We start from the raw sequence: 16,193 nt of genomic DNA on the forward strand, positions 1-16,193 counted from the left end.
TCATCGTGTGCCAACCCGGTCGCGCACCGGAATTCAAGGACGACAGTGATGACAGTGAGATTTGGTCTTCTGGGCGCCGGGCGTATCGGCAAGGTTCATGCGAAAGCCGTCAGCGGCAATGCCGATGCCCGCCTCGTCGCGGTGGCGGATGCCTTTCCGGCCGCCGCGGACGCGATCGCCGGCGCCTATGGCTGCGAAGTCCGGACGATCGATGCGATCGAAGCCGCCGGCGACATCGACGCCGTGGTGATCTGCACGCCGACGGATACCCATGCCGATCTGATCGAGCGCTTCGCCCGCGCCGGCAAGGCAATCTTCTGCGAGAAGCCGATCGATCTCGACGTCCAGCGCGTCAAGGGCTGCCTGAAGGTCGTATCCGAGACCAAGGCCAAGCTGATGGTCGGCTTCAACCGTCGTTTCGACCCGCATTTCATGGCCGTACGCAAGGCGATCGACGACGGGCGCATCGGCGAGGTCGAAATGGTGACGATCACCTCGCGCGATCCCGGTGCGCCGCCGGTCGACTACATCAAGCGTTCGGGCGGGATCTTCCGGGACATGACGATCCATGATTTCGACATGGCGCGTTTCCTGCTGGGCGAGGAGCCCGTTTCCGTCACCGCGACTGCGGCCGTGCTCGTCGACAAGGCGATCGGCGAAGCCGGCGACTATGACAGCGTCTCGGTCATCCTGCAGACGGCATCCGGCAAGCAGGCGATCATCTCGAACTCGCGCCGCGCCACCTATGGTTACGACCAGCGTATCGAGGTTCACGGCTCCAAGGGCGCCGTCGCTGCTGAAAACCAGCGCCCCGTTTCGATCGAGATCGCGACCGGCGAAGGCTACACGCGCCCGCCGCTGCACGATTTCTTCATGACGCGCTACACGGAAGCCTACGCCAACGAGATCGAAAGCTTCATCGCCGCAATAGAAAAAGGCGCCGAGATCGCCCCGTCGGGCAAGGACGGCCTTGCCGCGCTGGCGCTCGCCGATGCGGCGGTCCGCTCCGTTGAGGAAAAGCGCCAGATCAGCATCGCCTGACGACCTGCCGCCCTATTGAAAAGACAGGCCGGGCAGTGCCCGGCCTTTTTTCGTCTCATCGCGCTTCAGGCTCCCATCCGATGCGGCACCGTGGAGGATGATGAGGCCGCGTGCACGCTCGGTGCCAGCCCGGGTCGGCCGGTCAGAAAACCCTGGATATGCCGGCAACCCTCGTCGACGATGATCTGTCTCTGCCGCTCCGTTTCGACGCCTTCGGTGACGACCGGAAGGTTGAGGCTGTGGCCGAGCGCGATGATCGCGCGGATTATGGCATGGGCCGCCGGGTCCTTGTCGAGCGAGGCGGTGAAGCTGCAGTCGATCTTGAGCTTGTCGAATGGAAACGTCTGGAGATTGCTGAGCGAGGAGTGCCCGGTGCCGAAGTCGTCCATCACGATCCTGACGCCAAGGAGGCGCAGCCGGACGAGAGTTGCGAGGACGTCGTCGCGGTTATGCATCAGCGCGGCTTCGGTGATTTCCAGTTCGAGCCGCCTCGGTTGCAGCCCCGTCCGCAGCAGAATGGATTCGATCCGGTCGAAAAGGTTCGGGAGGAGGAATTGCACCGGTGAGACATTGACCGAGACCGGCAGCGGCTGGCGCCAGCGCACCGCCTCCATGCAGGCCTCTTCCAGCACCCATTCGCCGATCTGAATGATCGAGCCGCTCTCTTCGGCAATCGGAATGAACACATTCGGGCCGACGAGACCGCTATCGGGATGGCGCCAGCGCAACAGCGCCTCGTAACCGACGATCCGGTCGTCCCGCACATCGACAAGCGGCTGATATTCGAGGAAGAGCTGCCGCCTGACGACCGCATGCCTCAAATCGTTCTCGATCTGCCGGCGCGTGCGCACGGCTTCGTCCATTTCGGCGTCGAAGAAGCAGGCGATACCCTTGCCGGTCTGCTTGGCCCGATAAAGCGCCGTATCGGCATTGCCGTAGAGCCGCTCCGCAGTGGTCCCGTCGCCCGGACAGATCGCTACGCCGATGCTGACCCCGACCGCCATCGGATCGCGCCGCGTATCCATCTCTTCCGAAAAGAGCTTGAGGATACGGTCCGCCAAGAGTCGCGCGGCTTCCGGCTGCGCCGCTCCGCTCTGGACGATGGCGAACTCGTCGCCGCCCAGTCGCGCGATCGTGTCGGCCTCTCCTGCCGCCGCCCGGAGGATGTCGGCCACCTTCCTGAGGATACGGTCGCCTTCCCCGTGGCCGAAAATGTCGTTCACGGCCTTGAAGCGATCGAGGTCGAGACACAGGACCGCCAGCGCTTCATTGTGGTGGACGGCGGCGGCCAGGGCCTGTTTCAGGCGGTGGTCAAAGGAGCTTCGATTGGAAAGATCCGTCAGCGCATCGTGGTGAGCGAGGTGTTCGATCGTCCGTTCGGCATCCTTGCGCGCCGTCAGATCCCGCACGAAGATCACGTCGCATTGCCGGCCCTTGTATTCGATCGTTCGGCAGACCCTTTCGACGGGCACGTATCCGCCGTCCGCGTGAAGGAGCTCTCCCTCGCTTGCCCCCTCTCCGGCCCCAAGGTCTTGCGCGCTCCGTCTTCCGGGCGCATCGGCGAACAGCTCCCGCCGCTGCCTGCCGATGAGCTCGGCGGGCTTTCGACCACAGAGAGTGACGAACCGTTCGTTGACTTCGATGACCTCGCCGCCGCGAAGGATCACCATGCCCTCCAGCGAGGCGTTGGCGAGCCCCTTGAGGTCCGTCAGGTGCCTGTCGACGAAGAGAGCGCCGAAGGCCATGAGAATGAGCGTGGTTGATGCGGCGATGACGCCCCCCGCGAGCCAGAGCGGATCGAAGACGTCCGTTGCCGCGACGCTCGGGTCGGGGATCAGGACGACGCCGCTCATCGACGTGAAGTGCAGGACGCATATCGCCACCACCAGGAGCAGGATGGATGCGGCAAGCCCGCGCACGCCGCGCAGCGCCTGAAACGAATGGAAGGCGAGCGCGGCGATCGACGTGCCGAGAAGAACGGCGGCGAAACTCGTTTCCGGATCGAATGCGACCCGTCCCTGGACCTCGATGGCACGCATGCCGGTCACGTGCATGGCGGCGATTCCGAGCCCGAGCAGCAAACCGCCGACGGCCGGAGCATGGCGTGAGCCTCCGGCCAGGCCGACCGAGAAGGCAACCCAGGACGTCGCGATCGCGACCGCAATGGAAAAGCTCGTGCCTCCGGCCTCATAGGCGATGGGGATTGCCCCGTCATAGGCGAGCATCGCGATGAAATGCGTCGACCATACGCCGATGCCGCAGGCAAAGGCGCAGACTGCAATCCAGAGGCGCCGCTGACTGCCTGCGCTGCGCCGGGCGCGCTCGAGAAGCAGCATCGTCGCAACGCTGCCGGCCAGACAGACGACCGTCGCCACCACGATCAGGCGCCAGTCATGATCATCGCGTATGCATGCAATCACTGAAAACATCGCCGTCCCCCACGCCGAAGACAGCTTGGCAACGAGACTCTAAATAACCGTAAATTGAAGACTGCGCAGCACTCGCGTCAGCCGGAATTCTGCGACGCCGAGCCGGCAGACCCGCCGCCTCACGGATGTCCTGCTGCTGCAATGTCGCCGTCGATCGCGCCGAGCGCCCGATCGATATGACCGTCGAAAACGAGCCGCTGCTCGTCCGGGACCACCCTTATCTGCGGCATGCCCTGCAGGCGGACCTGCAGTGATTGCGCGAGGCCCTCCTCCAGTCCCTTCTCCAGAAGATCGAAATAGCGCGTGCCCGGCCCCGTCACGAAGATCGGCATCGGCTCATAGAGACTGAGCATCCGCGAAATGCCGTTGCCGAGCGCCAAGCCGGCCTGGCGGAAGGCATAGCCGGCCATCCGGTTTCCCTGGCGCGCGCTCGCGGCGATCTTGTCCATCTCCGAAGGCGGAACGAACTTCGCCGGTATGGTGTCGGAGGGCACCTCGAAAGCCGTGCGCAGTATCCCGTAGAAGCCCGCTGCCGCCTCGATGCAGCCATAGCTGCCGCAGCGGCAAAGCCCCGCGGACGGCTGATGCAGCATATGACCGAAATTCGGCGCCGAGACATCGAGCTCGCCGGACCTGCCCCTTCTGGCAAGCCCGAGGCCGATGCTGTGGCCGAGCGAAACGGCCGCTAGCGCATGGAAGCCGCTCTCGCTTTCCTCTTCTCTTACCGCGAGGGCGTGCGCCACCAGCAGCGACTCGTTGCTGAGCATGATCCTCGCGCGCCAGGCGGGCCGGAGCAGTTCCACGAAGTCGAGTTGCTCGCTGCCGAAAACCGGCGACCAGATGAGCCGCGCGCCGTCGCCGGCCACGAGCCCCTTGCTGCTGATCGAAATGGCAAGCACCTCGTCCTTCGAGATATTCGAGCGGACGAGCAGGCGTTCGAGCGCTGCTGCCAGAACCTCCCCGAAAACGGCGGTGCCGCGAAGGTCGTGGCTGCGCGGATCCTCGAAACGGTCGAGCAGGATGCCGCCATAGTCCGCAAGCGAATATTGCACGACGTCGGAGGAAATGCGCACGACGATCACGTAACCGCAGCCGCGTCTCGGCTCGAAGAGAACCCGCGGGCGGCCGCGGCCGACCTGGACGTGCTGCTCGGTCTTGGCGATGATCCCGGACCGCTCCAACTCAGCGGTGATGACGGAGATCGTCGCCGAGGCAAGACCCGTCTGTGCCGCAATCTCCGTGTGGGAGAGTGATCCTTTACGGCGGAGCGCCGAGAGAACGAGGGCGCTGTTCTGCTGACGCACAAGCTCGGTGCTGGATTTGGTCAGCATCGTTTACCCTTGCAGCGCCGCGCGCCGGATGAGGCGCTCAAAGGGCGCTGTCGCTCTTCAGGGTGCCGCATGTTCAATCCCTGAACCTGCGCGATCAATTGAAACATGCATCAGCGGTAGCGGGTCCCTCGAAGACATGCCCTTCCCAAAACATCCGGCGGCCTACAAGACAAGGCGCATTTCCATGATTACGCAGCCATTTCAACGTGCTGCGGCAATGATTCACACGCTGCGGCGGCCTTGTTGACAGCTTGCGGAAACTCTGACATTTATTTTCTCGACTGTCGAGAAAAAACGCGGCGACGCGATAGCGACAGCATCTGGAGGCTCGTCGGGGATGCGTGCGGGAGGTTCGTGCGCGCGGCCGGGCCATTTGGGAGGATAGGATGAAATCCATTTTGAAGCTGTTGGCGGGGGCTGCCATCATAACGTCCATGCATTCCGCGGCGATCGCCAAGGATCTGGTCATCGGCGTTTCCTGGTCCAATTTCCAGGAAGAGCGCTGGAAAACCGACGAGGCAGCCATCAAGGCCGCGCTCGAAGCTTCCGGCGACAAATATATCTCGGCCGACGCGCAGTCTTCCGCCGCCAAGCAGCTCACCGACATCGAGTCGCTGATCGCCCAGGGCGCCAACGCGCTCATCGTGCTTGCGCAGGACTCCGACGCTATCGGCCCGGCGATCGAGAAGGCAGCCGCCGAGGGAATTCCGGTCGTCGGCTATGATCGCCTGATCGAAAATCCCGACGCCTTCTACATCACCTTCGACAACAAGGAAGTCGGCCGCCTTCAGGCGCGCGAGGTATTCAAGCAGAAGCCGGAAGGCAACTTCGTCTTCATCAAAGGCTCCTCCGCCGATCCGAATGCCGATTTCCTCTTCTCCGGGCAGCTGGAAGTCCTGAAGGAGGCGATCGACGCGGGCAAGATCAAAAACGTCGGCGAAGCCTATACCGACGGCTGGAAGCCGGAGAACGCCCAGAAGAACATGGAGCAGTTCCTGACCGCCAACGACAACAAGGTCGACGCGGTCGTGGCCTCCAACGACGGCACTGCCGGCGGCGCGATCGCGGCACTCGACGCCCAGGGCCTTGCCGGCTCGGTTCCGGTTTCCGGCCAGGATGCCGACAAGGCAGCGCTGAACCGCGTGGCGCTCGGCACGCAGACGGTTTCGGTCTGGAAGGACTCCCGCGAGCTCGGCAAGAAGGCAGCCGAAATCGCCGTGGCGCTTGCCGGCGGCAAAACCATGGACGAAGTCGAAGGCGTACAGACCTTCAACGGCGGGCCGAAGGGCGTCGCCATGAAGTCCGTCTTTCTCGCGCCGCTGGCGATCACCAAGGACAATCTGAACGTCGTCATCGACGCCGGCTGGATTTCCAAGGAAGAAGCCTGCCAGGGCGCCAAGAGCGACGTTGCTGCCTGCAAATAACCGCAACGACATGGCCGATCTCTGGTCTTCAAGAGCGCCGCAACGCACACCGTTGCGGCGCTCTTGCAAGGTGCGAAGCGGACCGAACGACATCGACAGATAAGTGGGGGATGGCATGGCCATGGCCGACATCACAAAAGCCAACCAGACAGGGGCCGATCAGATACCGGGCACGCAAGCCGGCCGCGCCCGCACAACGGACGAAAACCCGGTGAAACGCTTCTTCCGTGCCACCGAAATCGATACCCGGCTGCTCGGCATGGTCGGCGCGTTGGTCATCATATGGCTCGGTTTCCAGGTGATGACCGGCGGACTGTTCGACGGCCTGTTCCTCAAGCCGCGCAACCTGTGGAACCTGACCGTCCAGACCTCGTCCGTCGCCGTCATGGCGACCGGCATGGTGCTGGTCATCGTCACCCGCAACATCGACCTCTCGGTCGGCTCCGTGCTCGGCTTCTGCGGCATGATCATGGGCGTCCTGCAGGCGCAGGTCCTGCCGCAATATCTCGGGCTCGGCCATCCCGCCATCTGGGCGATCACCCTTGCCTGCGGCATCGCGGTCGGCGGCGCCATCGGCGCGCTTCACGGATCGATCGTCGCCTTCCTCAACGTTCCCGCCTTCATCGTGACGCTCGGCGGCCTGCTGGTCTGGCGCGGCGCCACCTGGTTCGTGACAAGCGGCCAGACGGTTGCCCCGATGGACGCCACCTTCCGTCTCATGGGTGGCGGCACCGAGGGCTCCATTGGCGCGACGGCCAGCTGGATCGTCGGCTTTCTCGCCTGTATCGCCATCGTCGGCGCCATTTTGAATTCGCGCAAGCAGCGCAAGCGCTTCGGCTTCCCGCTGCGCCCCGTCTGGGCCGAGTATTTCCTGGCAATCCTCGGCTGCGCTCTGGTGCTTGGCGCCGTTGCCGTGGCCAACCATTATTACTGGCCGGTGAATATCGCCCGCAGATATGCCGATGCGAACGGCATCGCCTGGCCGGACGGCGGCCTGCAGATCTCGCACGGCATCGCCATTCCCGTTTTGGTGGCGATCGTCGTCGGTATCGTCATGACCTTCATCGCCACCCGCCTGCGTTTCGGCCGCTACGTCTTCGCGCTCGGCGGCAACCCCGAAGCGGCCGAGCTCGCCGGCATCAAGACGCGCTGGGTCACCGTCAAGATCTTCACGCTGATGGGCGTGCTCTGCGCCATTGCGGCGGCCATCTCGACGGCGCGCCTCAACGCCGCGACCAATGCCCAGGGCGAACTCGACGAGCTCTATACGATCGCTGCCGCCGTCATCGGCGGGACCTCGCTCGCCGGCGGCGTCGGCACCATTGCCGGCGCGATGATCGGCGCGCTCGTCATGCAATCCCTGCAGTCGGGCATGGTCCTTCTGGGAATCGATACGCCCTTCCAGCGCATCGTCGTCGGCGTCGTGCTCGTCACCGCCGTCTGGCTCGACACCGTCTACCGCGCCCGCGCAAAATAATCAGGAGTTCGAACATGACTGAACAACGCACTCCGCTCGTGGAAATGAAGAACATTTCCATCTCCTTCGGCGGCATCCATGCGGTGGACGATGCCTCCGTCGACCTCTATCCGGGCGAAGTGGTCGCCCTCCTCGGCCATAACGGCGCCGGCAAGTCGACGCTCATCAAGATTCTCTCCGGCGCCTACAAGCGCGATGCCGGCGAGATCCTGATCAACGGCGAACCGGCCGAGATCAACAATCCGCGCGACGCCAAGAAATACGGCATCGAGACGATCTACCAGACGCTCGCCGTCGCCGACAACGTCGACGCTGCCGCCAATCTCTATCTCGGCCGCGAACTGCGCACCCCCTGGGGCACGCTCGACGACGTGGCGATGGAAGCCAAGGCCCGCGAAGTGATGGGCCGGCTCAACCCCAACTTCCAGCGCTTCAAGGAACCGGTGAAGGCGCTCTCCGGCGGCCAGCGGCAATCGGTGGCGATCGCCCGCGCCATCCTCTTCGACGCCCGCATCCTGATCATGGACGAGCCGACCGCGGCACTCGGGCCGCAGGAAACCGCGCAGGTCGGCGACCTCATCAAGCAATTGAAGCGCGAGGGCATCGGCATCTTCCTGATCAGCCACGACATCCACGACGTCTTCGACCTCGCCGATCGCGTCTCCGTCATGAAGAACGGCCAGGTCGTCGGCCACGCCCGCACCGAGGACGTGACCAAGGACGAGGTGCTCGGCATGATCATCATGGGCAAGGTACCCCCCAAGGCCACCCCCGGCCCCGGCGCCATGCAGATGGCGTGAGGCGGTACAAACCCGCCAATGCCGCGTCGACGGGCGCGGCATTTTCTTCGCAAAAGCCGCCTCCCCCAGGCACCAAACGCAAATTTCCGCTGCAAACCCCGTCAATCACCATTGAAGCGGCGCGCAAGCTAGGCTAAGAACCGCTCACAGCCTGCTTCGGCGGCCCTGCCGCCAAACGGATGCACCCGTAGCTCAGCTGGATAGAGTGTTGGATTCCGATTCCAAAGGTCACAGGTTCGAATCCTGTCGGGTGCGCCATTTCCATAGGAAAAATCCAATAAAATCAATGCGTTTCGCCCTTTAACTGGCATTTTGCTACCTTTTCCGCCTGTCGTTTGCTACGTTTTTGCCCCTTCAAAAGCGGCGAAACGGCAGCGCCTTGGAAAAACATTCCACCATTGCGTTTCTGCAAGAATAGAGAATTTGATTTCAGTTTCAAATTCCAAGTATATCTCCGCTTTTCAAAATACCTCACTCCGCGGGTGCGTAGTCGGCATACGCATCTCATTTCATCAGCATCACTATCGAAGCGGCATCGGTGCGGGATTACCCTGCAATGATGAGCCGGGGCATTGAGATCTTGGAGACGATCAAGAAACCCGACATTGCCGAAATTGCAGCTATCGGCGGTGCCATCGAACCGCCCCGCGCTCGACATGCTCCAACTGTTTGACATCTACGTTGATCTGTCCGGGGACAAGTTCCTTGGCTTGGACAAGCGGGCACGCGACAAGAGAGTGAACCGATACAAGGCAGCGGCTACCGATTTCGTCGCCATCATGGGTGAAATCGATGTCGTCCAGATGGTTCCCAAGCAAGCATTCGAGTTCGCCGCAAATCTCACAAACCGCGTTGCAAACGAAGAAATCGAGCTTGAGACGGCACAGAAGAAGCTTCAGTTCATCAACATGTTCGTCCGCAAGGTTTTTCGCTCGCACTACCCCACCAAAACCAATCCGTCGAAGATGCGAAGATTGAAAGCAATGGTGCTGTCGAGACCGGTAAGCGCCGCTCGTTCACCGAAGCTGAAGTCCTCGCGTTCAATGACAAGCTGGCAGAGTCGGACGCCAATGACCAGTTGGTCGCGATCCTTGCGATTTCCGAATGCACCGGGGCAAGCATGAAGAAATTTGCTTGCTCACGGAATCCGACTTCCACATAGATGGTGTGGACCATCCGTTCATCACTATCGGACCAAACAAACACCGTAAATTTGTGAAGACCGGAAAATCCAGACACCGAGATTTGCCGTTGCTCGGAAAGGCGCTTGAAGCCGCCAAGAAATACGCCAAGGCTTTCCCCGGTATGCCCGTCCCGGTGGTGCTGAAGCTCTTTCAGCGGCGGCAAACAAGCTAATCAAGCCTGTGGCACCGGGGGCAACCACCTACTCATTCCGCCACCGCATGGCGGACCTTCTGCGCAACTCCGGATGCGTGGACACGATGAAGAATTCTCTGCTGGGCCACCATTCACCGGGAAGAGCATGCGATACGGCGACGGATTCGACATGCCTAACAAGCACAAGGCATTGAAGAAGGCGCTTGCCCTTGCAGAGAAGAAACAGAAGCACGTGAAGAATCAAACCCCTAACCGACAACCAAATATGCCCGAAGCGAAATAAAGCGGCTTAATGTCGCCCTACCCTACATCATGAAAGAACGGCATATTCCCATTGAGGAATATGCAGAATTGCAAGGATACAACTACAAAACATTACCCACGAATAAGAAGGCGCGAACCGAATTTCTGGCGCAGCAGAAGCGGCTTATTAAGCTGCTCAAAAGCAAGGGATTCGTCGAAGCAGCGTTGATCCACGGGAGAAAGCGAAAGCAGCTGCAAGACCAGCTAAACGATGATTTGGCACTGTTGGCTGATTGAAGTCCCTTGGCGAAGCTCTTGAAGGGCAGCCATGAGGCGCTTGAACCCGCTTAAGACGAAACCCCGGCACCCGACGACCGGGGTTTTTGTCTAGTCCGTGACTAGCGCGACCAGCTTCCGTTCCACGACGCAAGCTTCGACGAGAGTGGTTTCGTCATTAAGAACACGAAGTAGCGTTTGCTGATCGGGCATTTTCATCTCGCACCGATATACTGCCATCGCAGCAAGTTCGCCTTCGTCGGGATCATTCTCAATGAAGTCGCGACGTTGCTCCAAAGCGGCAGCTTGGCATTGTTCAAGCGTCTCTGTGAAATAGAGTAAATCGTCATTGCCCGGAGAAATCTGGTACGCGTACAGAGTGGCTGTTTCCATCTTTGGGATACTCCCTTTCAAGAATCACCCGCGCAGGTATAGTCCAATCCTCGAGGTTTGAAATTGTCGAATCCTACAAACCGGGTTGGGGAAAGAATGAACCGTCTCGTGGTTTGGCTATGGATTGCGCTCGCTACCGCGGCGAATGCACAAGCAAAAGTCGGTGCGGACTATTCCGGCAGTTACCTATGCAAGACCACAGCGAGCGGCGGTCCTTGTTCGTGGCAACGATGGCGTTTGGCAAGCGACGACGTCCAACGTTGTGGATGATGCCTATGTGATCTCTTGTCTCGTCGACGATCGACGGACTGGCGCCAGACGGTTTGGAGAACTGGGATAGTGACCTCTAAACTTGCTCTGGGCACGCCCCGAAAATGAGCGGCAGCCTTCCGCGCTACCCGCTCCGACAAATCGACGAAGCAGACCGTCCGCCGACTCAGCCTTGAACCATCCGTGATCGCGGCACGATGGGGGGCGGTTGTACTTGGAAGAAACGCGGTGGATCTCGCCACTAAGGGCAGTCAGCTGAGGTCTATCGACGCCAGAAATAACTGGGAACCATCCACGGAGGGCCTCGCCCCGTTCGTGTTCTAACGGTCGAGGCCCCAAACGTCCGGATTTCGTGCGAAGTACTCGATCAGCATTTCTACGAGGACACGGACTTTCCGGGCGGGGTGCTGACCCGGGGGCCGGACGACATACGCGCCTGCCGAAGGTGGGGGGTAGCGCCTCATGACCGGGACGAGCGCGCCGGAGGCCACATACTGGTGTGTGATGCAATCGGGGAGCCAGGCGATGCCGAGTCCTGCCGCCGCGGCAGCGGCAAGCGCCGTAGCGTTGTCGGCCTTGAACCTGCCCTGCGGCTGAACCGTGACAACCCTGCTGCCATCCATGAACTGCCAGGTTTCCGTTCCCTGCATGAGGGCCTGATGGTTGACCAGTTGCTCAGGCGTCTCAGGTGAACCGTGCGCTTCGATATAGGCCGGGCTTGCGACAAGCTTTCCATAGATCGGTCCGACGCGCTTCGCGATGAGGTTGGAGTCCTGAAGGTAACCAACCCGGATCGCGCAATCGAAACCTTCGGAGATGAGATCGACGAAGCGATCGCTGTAGGAGGTATGGATGTGCAGCTGCGGGTGTTGTTGCGCCATTTCCGCAAGCACGGGGGCGAAGTGGGTCGGGCCGAAAGAAAGCGGCATGGCAACCCTCAGGCGGCCACGCAACTCACCGGTAGGGAGGATCGTTTCCCTGGCCGCATCGATCTCGGCGCTGGTTTGGGCCGCATGGTCTCTGAACGTCACTCCCGCTTCTGTAAGCGCGGCGCCGCGGGTCGTTCGTGCAAGAAGCTGGACCCCAAGCTCCGCTTCAATCCGAATGAGCCGCCGACTGACGATCGATTTGGAGACGCCGAGCCGGCGCGCGGCAGCCGATACGCCCCCGGCATCGGCCACTGCGACGAATGTCTGCAGATCCTCGATATCCAATCCGGCGTTCCTCGTTTCGCGACACAGCTTGTCTGACTATGGCACTATCGCACCACCAAAAGGAACAGCAAATTGAGTCCAGGCAACGTCGCCCGCTGGCGCATGTCTCCCGTGAAACCCGTTGCCGTCCATAGCGGCAGAGAAAGGAAGTCTTGATGACCCCTCGTAACGGCCTTGATTCGCTTCTTCGTCCCGAAGACTCGGTCCTCGTTCTGATCGACCACCAGCCCTATCAGCTCACAAACGTGAACAGCCACGAACCGCAGATGGTGGTCAACAATGCGGCGGCTCTGGCGAAGGCCGCCAAGGCCTTCGCCGTGCCCACGATTCTGACGAGCGTGATCGCTGATCGGGGCGGCCGCATCTTCCCCCAGATCACTGACGTGTTTCCCGGCCAAGAAGTGATCGATCGGACGTTCATCAACACCTGGGAGGATGAGAAGGTCGTGGACGCGGTCAAGGCCACCGGACGCAAGCAGCTCATCATCGCGGGCCTGTGGACCGAAATATGCGTTGCGATGCCGACGATCCAGGCGCTCGGCGAAGGTTGGGACGTGACGGTCGTCACCGATGCGTCCGGCGGCACTTCGGTCGAGGCCCATGAGGTCGCCATCCAGCGCATGATCATGGCTGGCGCGAACATGATGACGTGGCTGTCGGTGGCTGCGGAATGGCAGCGCGACTGGGCCCGCACGGAGCATGCCGCCGAGCTTTCGGAGGTGCTCGTGCAGCATGCCGCCGGCAGCGGCATCGCCTTCCTGTGGGAGCAGCAACTGCTCAACACGCCGGTACCACGGGACGCGGGCTGATCCGAGCGGGGATGACGAGAATCTTGACCGGCGCTTTGTGAGCCGATCGTTTGTCGAGCCTCGTCATCCCCATTCTGCTGGGCTGCGTAAATCTTCAGAGAGATTTGCCCCGTACCGGAACAAAGCGGAATGCGATTCGGTTGACTCCCCGGATATACAGGGAGTTAGCCATGGCAGTCTCGGCACGAGCCCAATGGAAGGGCTATCTCCGATTTGGTGAAGTCACTGCGCCGGTGGCGCTGTACACCGCCACGTCGACCTCCGACCGGATCGCCTTCCACACGGTCAACCGCGAAACCGGAAACCGGGTACGGCGCGAGTTCGTCGACAGTGTCTCCGGCAAGCCGGTGGAAAAGGAAGATCAGGTCAAGGGCTACGAGATCGGCGACGAGCGATATGTGGTGCTCGAGCCGGAGGAAGTCGCCTCCGCCGTTCCGGAGAGCGACAAGACGTTGCGGGTCCAGGCGTTCATTACCTGCGACGACGTCGACAAGGTCTATTTCGACAAGCCCTATTATCTGACACCCGACAAGATGGGCACCGACGCATTTGCCTTGCTTCGCGAAGGCATGCGCAAGAAGAAGGTCGCCGCAATCGCCCAAACGGTCCTTTTCCGCCGCATGCGCACCGTTCTGCTTCGACCGCATGACAAGGGACTGATCGCTACGACCCTGAACTTCGACTACGAGGTCCGGAGCGCCAAGGAGGCGTTCAAGGAGATTCCGGACATCAAGATCGAGGGTGAGATGCTCAACCTTGCCAAGCACATCATCGGCATGAAGAAGGGCACCTTCTCGGCCGAAGAATTTGACGATCGCTACGAGGCTGCGCTCGCCGAACTGATCAAAGCCAAGCTCGAGGGCAAGTCGCTGCCGAAACGCGCACCGCCGAAGGTCTCGAAAGCCAATGATCTGCTTGAGGCGCTCCGCCAGAGCGCCGGGATGAAAAAGCCGCCGGCGGCATCGAAGAAGCGCGCGAGCAAGGAAAGCGCGGCAAAGGCCAAGGCGAAACCGGCTGCAAAGAGCGCGCCCGCCCAGCGCCGCCGCGCGAGCTAGAGCAGAATGAGGAAAGTGTGCGCGATTTTCCGCCCGCATCCCGCTCTACTGTTGGAACCGGTCACGTACATGTTTTCAGGTCGAACCGGCCTAAAAACATCATGATCCAGGGAGGTGAACGATGGCGCCGCCACGTCCATATTGGAAAGGCTACCTGAAACTCTCGCTCGTCACCTGCCCCGTTTCGATGATGCCGGCGACCAGCGAGTCCGAAAAGGTCCGCTTCCACACGCTCAACCGCAAGTCCAACAACCGTGTCGTCTCCCGGTACGTCGATGCGGTGACCGGCAAAGAGGTCGACGAAGACGACGAGGTGAAAGGTTACGAGCGCGGCGAAAACGACTTCCTGGTGATCGAGGACGAAGAACTTGAGAGCGTCGCGCTCGAAAGCGCCAGGACGATCGACATCGAGAAGTTCGTTCCGCGCGAGGCGATAGAATGGATCTGGCTGGAGAAGCCTCACTACCTTACGCCCTCGGACGAGGTCGGCCACGAAGCTTTCAGCGTCATCCGCGACGCCATGGTAGCCGAGAAGGTCGCCGGCATTTCACGGCTCGTGATCGGCCGCCGCGAACGCGCCGTGATGGTGGAACCGTGCGGCAAAGGCATCGTCGTGTGGACCCTTCGCTATGGCGACGAGGTGCGAAAGCCGGAGACTTATTTCGCCGATATTGGCGATGGGGATGACGATCCGAAGCTGATGAGCCTCGTCACCTCGCTGATCGAAGAACGCAGCAAGCCATGGAACCCGGATATGGTCAGCGATCCCGTTCAGGAAAAGCTGCTCGAAATCATAGAAAGCAAGCGGAAGTCGGCCAAGAAGGTAGCCAAGCCGAAAGGCAAGGAGGGAGAGCCGGTCCATGCCGGGAACGTCATCGACCTCATGGCGGCGCTCAAGGGAAGCCTCGAGAAAAAGAAACCCGGGGGCAAGAAGTCTTAACAGGCGAGCGGCCTGCGTTGCCGGAGCGATCCGGGTACCCCGGAGGTGGCAACAACGGTTCATCCAATATCGCCGGGTCGTCAACCAGTTTGGCCTGCGCTCTGTGGCGCGGTTATCACGGCGGTCGCAGCCATCCGTGCGGCGGCTATCGCAAGTGTAGCCTTGCCGATATGGTGGGTATAATTGAACGGTTTTCTTCGTATTGTTCCAGAAAGTTGGAAAGTGTCGAATCCAGGAACTCCGACCTTCGAGCAGCTCCGCGTCTTTCTGGCGGTAGTCGATAGCGGAAGCTTTGCCGGGGCCGCGCGCAAGCTCAACCGTGCAGTCTCGGTCATAACCTACGGGGTGGCCAATCTCGAAGCGCAGCTTGGCCTTGAGCTGTTCGAGCGCAAGGGCACGCGCAAACCGCAACTCACGGCCGCGGGGCGCGCAGTGCTCGCCGAAGCGCGCGGCCTCGCCGAGGGCATCGAGGGCCTGCGCGCCAAGGTCAAGGCGCTGCATGACGGCCTGGAAGCAGAAGTGGATATGGCCGTCGACGTGATGCTGCCGACGGAGCGGCTGGGAAAGGTGCTGCGAGCCTTCGCCGAAGCCTTTCCGACGGTATCGCTGCGACTGCATGTCGAGGCGCTCGGAGGGGTGACTGCGGCAGTACTGGACCACAAGGCGATGATCGGCATTTCCGGTCCCTTGGCGACCGGCGTTCGAGGCGTGGAGTGCATCGCGGCAGGCTCCGTATCAATGGTCCCGGTCGCGGCACCCCATCACCCGCTCGGGCGCATGGAGCGGATAGCACCGGGCGATGCCCGCGATCATGTCCAACTTGTGCTGACGGACCGTTCCCCTTTTACCGCAGGCCGGGACTTTTTCGTGCACAGCCCGCGTACATGGCGGCTGGCGGATCTTGGCGTGAAGCATGCGCTGCTGCGCGAGGGAATCGGCTGGGGAAACATGCCTCTTCCACTCATACGACCCGATCTGGCAAGCGGCGCGTTGCTCCGGCTTTCCATGCCGGATCACAGGGGTGGCATCTACCGGTTCGGCGGCATCTGGCGCCGGGATACCCCGCCGGGACCGGCCGCGGCGTGGCTGCTGAACCAGTTCGTGATACTCGGAGCCGCTGACATCGAGGAAGCCGGACTTTCCGACATTTAGA

General features: G+C 61.5%; 15 protein-coding genes and 1 tRNA gene. 12 read left to right on the forward strand and 4 right to left on the reverse strand.

What is annotated here, in order from left to right; genetic code table 11:
• Positions 1–48: 48 nt before the first annotated feature.
• Positions 49–1,041 (forward strand): inositol 2-dehydrogenase, encoded by a 993-nt coding sequence (iolG, locus tag ACTJKL_RS11635; RefSeq protein ID WP_275599282.1) that lies wholly within the window; start codon positions 49–51, stop codon positions 1,039–1,041.
• A 65-nt stretch (positions 1,042–1,106) separates the two neighbouring features.
• Here the strand turns inward: iolG and ACTJKL_RS11640 are convergent, their stop codons facing one another.
• Together ACTJKL_RS11640 and ACTJKL_RS11645 are read right to left on the reverse strand one after the other, a co-directional pair.
• On the reverse strand, positions 1,107–3,470 hold the full coding sequence (locus tag ACTJKL_RS11640; RefSeq protein WP_275600147.1) for a bifunctional diguanylate cyclase/phosphodiesterase: 2,364 nt from the start codon (positions 3,468–3,470) through the stop codon (positions 1,107–1,109).
• Between the two features lie 119 nt (positions 3,471–3,589).
• Complete coding sequence (locus ACTJKL_RS11645) at positions 3,590–4,801, reverse strand: ROK family transcriptional regulator (RefSeq protein ID WP_275600146.1); 1,212 nt, start codon at positions 4,799–4,801, stop codon at positions 3,590–3,592.
• A gap of 386 nt (positions 4,802–5,187) precedes the next feature.
• On the opposite strand from ACTJKL_RS11645, the gene xylF reads away from it, so the two are divergent.
• From xylF to ACTJKL_RS11680, 7 genes are all read left to right on the forward strand, one after another.
• The gene (gene xylF, locus ACTJKL_RS11650) at positions 5,188–6,225 is read left to right on the forward strand and encodes a D-xylose ABC transporter substrate-binding protein (protein WP_100670065.1); all 1,038 of its coding nucleotides are present in this window, start codon (positions 5,188–5,190) and stop codon (positions 6,223–6,225) included.
• A gap of 115 nt (positions 6,226–6,340) precedes the next feature.
• On the forward strand, positions 6,341–7,702 hold the full coding sequence (locus ACTJKL_RS11655) for a sugar ABC transporter permease (RefSeq protein ID WP_080636707.1): 1,362 nt from the start codon (positions 6,341–6,343) through the stop codon (positions 7,700–7,702).
• Positions 7,703–7,716: 14 nt separating this feature from the next.
• On the forward strand, positions 7,717–8,502 hold the full coding sequence (locus tag ACTJKL_RS11660) for an ATP-binding cassette domain-containing protein (protein WP_275599283.1): 786 nt from the start codon (positions 7,717–7,719) through the stop codon (positions 8,500–8,502).
• A gap of 181 nt (positions 8,503–8,683) precedes the next feature.
• Positions 8,684–8,760 (forward strand) — tRNA-Arg (locus ACTJKL_RS11665).
• Between the two features lie 347 nt (positions 8,761–9,107).
• Complete coding sequence (locus tag ACTJKL_RS11670; RefSeq protein ID WP_275599284.1) at positions 9,108–9,626, forward strand: hypothetical protein; 519 nt, start codon at positions 9,108–9,110, stop codon at positions 9,624–9,626.
• Positions 9,627–9,636: 10 nt separating this feature from the next.
• A complete protein-coding gene (locus tag ACTJKL_RS11675) occupies positions 9,637–9,858 on the forward strand; it encodes a hypothetical protein (protein WP_275599285.1) in 222 nt (73 codons plus the stop codon).
• 294 nt (positions 9,859–10,152) lie between these two features.
• Positions 10,153–10,380 carry a hypothetical protein gene (locus ACTJKL_RS11680; RefSeq protein ID WP_275599286.1) on the forward strand — a complete coding sequence of 76 codons (228 nt, stop codon included), beginning with the start codon at positions 10,153–10,155 and terminating at the stop codon, positions 10,378–10,380.
• Between the two features lie 90 nt (positions 10,381–10,470).
• Here the strand turns inward: ACTJKL_RS11680 and ACTJKL_RS11685 are convergent, their stop codons facing one another.
• Both ACTJKL_RS11685 and ACTJKL_RS11690 read right to left on the reverse strand, forming a co-directional pair.
• Positions 10,471–10,752: a hypothetical protein gene (locus ACTJKL_RS11685; protein WP_275599287.1), complete on the reverse strand. Its 282-nt coding sequence runs from the start codon at positions 10,750–10,752 to the stop codon at positions 10,471–10,473.
• 590 nt (positions 10,753–11,342) lie between these two features.
• Positions 11,343–12,236, reverse strand: coding sequence for a LysR family transcriptional regulator (locus ACTJKL_RS11690; protein WP_440852916.1), 894 nt, complete (start codon positions 12,234–12,236; stop codon positions 11,343–11,345).
• A 155-nt stretch (positions 12,237–12,391) separates the two neighbouring features.
• On the opposite strand from ACTJKL_RS11690, the gene ACTJKL_RS11695 reads away from it, so the two are divergent.
• From ACTJKL_RS11695 to ACTJKL_RS11710, 4 genes are all read left to right on the forward strand, one after another.
• Entirely contained in the window at positions 12,392–13,045 is a 654-nt protein-coding gene (locus tag ACTJKL_RS11695; RefSeq protein WP_100671585.1) for a hydrolase, read from the forward strand.
• 170 nt (positions 13,046–13,215) lie between these two features.
• Positions 13,216–14,100, forward strand: a complete 885-nt coding sequence (gene ku / locus ACTJKL_RS11700; protein ID WP_275599288.1) for a non-homologous end joining protein Ku — start codon at positions 13,216–13,218, stop codon at positions 14,098–14,100.
• A 121-nt stretch (positions 14,101–14,221) separates the two neighbouring features.
• A complete protein-coding gene (gene ku / locus ACTJKL_RS11705; protein WP_440852917.1) occupies positions 14,222–15,040 on the forward strand; it encodes a non-homologous end joining protein Ku in 819 nt (272 codons plus the stop codon).
• Between the two features lie 222 nt (positions 15,041–15,262).
• Positions 15,263–16,192, forward strand: a complete 930-nt coding sequence (locus ACTJKL_RS11710) for a LysR family transcriptional regulator (protein ID WP_275599290.1) — start codon at positions 15,263–15,265, stop codon at positions 16,190–16,192.
• The last annotated feature ends 1 nt before the right edge of the window (position 16,193 follow it).

The organism is Sinorhizobium sp. 22678, from assembly GCF_052044265.1.
In the GTDB taxonomy this organism is placed as follows: Bacteria; Pseudomonadota; Alphaproteobacteria; order Rhizobiales; family Rhizobiaceae; genus Sinorhizobium; species Sinorhizobium meliloti_A.

Coding starts and splice junctions, on each gene's coding strand:
- xylF (WP_100670065.1), top strand. CDS start 5,188: ATGAAATCCATTTTGAAGCTGTTGGCGGGGGCTGCCATCATAACGTCC.
- ku (WP_275599288.1), top strand. CDS start 13,216: ATGGCAGTCTCGGCACGAGCCCAATGGAAGGGCTATCTCCGATTTGGT.
- iolG (WP_275599282.1), top strand. CDS start 49: ATGACAGTGAGATTTGGTCTTCTGGGCGCCGGGCGTATCGGCAAGGTT.
- ACTJKL_RS11685 (WP_275599287.1), bottom strand. CDS start 10,752: ATGGAAACAGCCACTCTGTACGCGTACCAGATTTCTCCGGGCAATGAC.
- ACTJKL_RS11660 (WP_275599283.1), top strand. CDS start 7,717: ATGACTGAACAACGCACTCCGCTCGTGGAAATGAAGAACATTTCCATC.
- ACTJKL_RS11645 (WP_275600146.1), bottom strand. CDS start 4,801: ATGCTGACCAAATCCAGCACCGAGCTTGTGCGTCAGCAGAACAGCGCC.
- ACTJKL_RS11695 (WP_100671585.1), top strand. CDS start 12,392: ATGACCCCTCGTAACGGCCTTGATTCGCTTCTTCGTCCCGAAGACTCG.
- ACTJKL_RS11640 (WP_275600147.1), bottom strand. CDS start 3,470: ATGTTTTCAGTGATTGCATGCATACGCGATGATCATGACTGGCGCCTG.
- ACTJKL_RS11680 (WP_275599286.1), top strand. CDS start 10,153: ATGAAAGAACGGCATATTCCCATTGAGGAATATGCAGAATTGCAAGGA.
- ACTJKL_RS11655 (WP_080636707.1), top strand. CDS start 6,341: ATGGCCATGGCCGACATCACAAAAGCCAACCAGACAGGGGCCGATCAG.
- ku (WP_440852917.1), top strand. CDS start 14,222: ATGGCGCCGCCACGTCCATATTGGAAAGGCTACCTGAAACTCTCGCTC.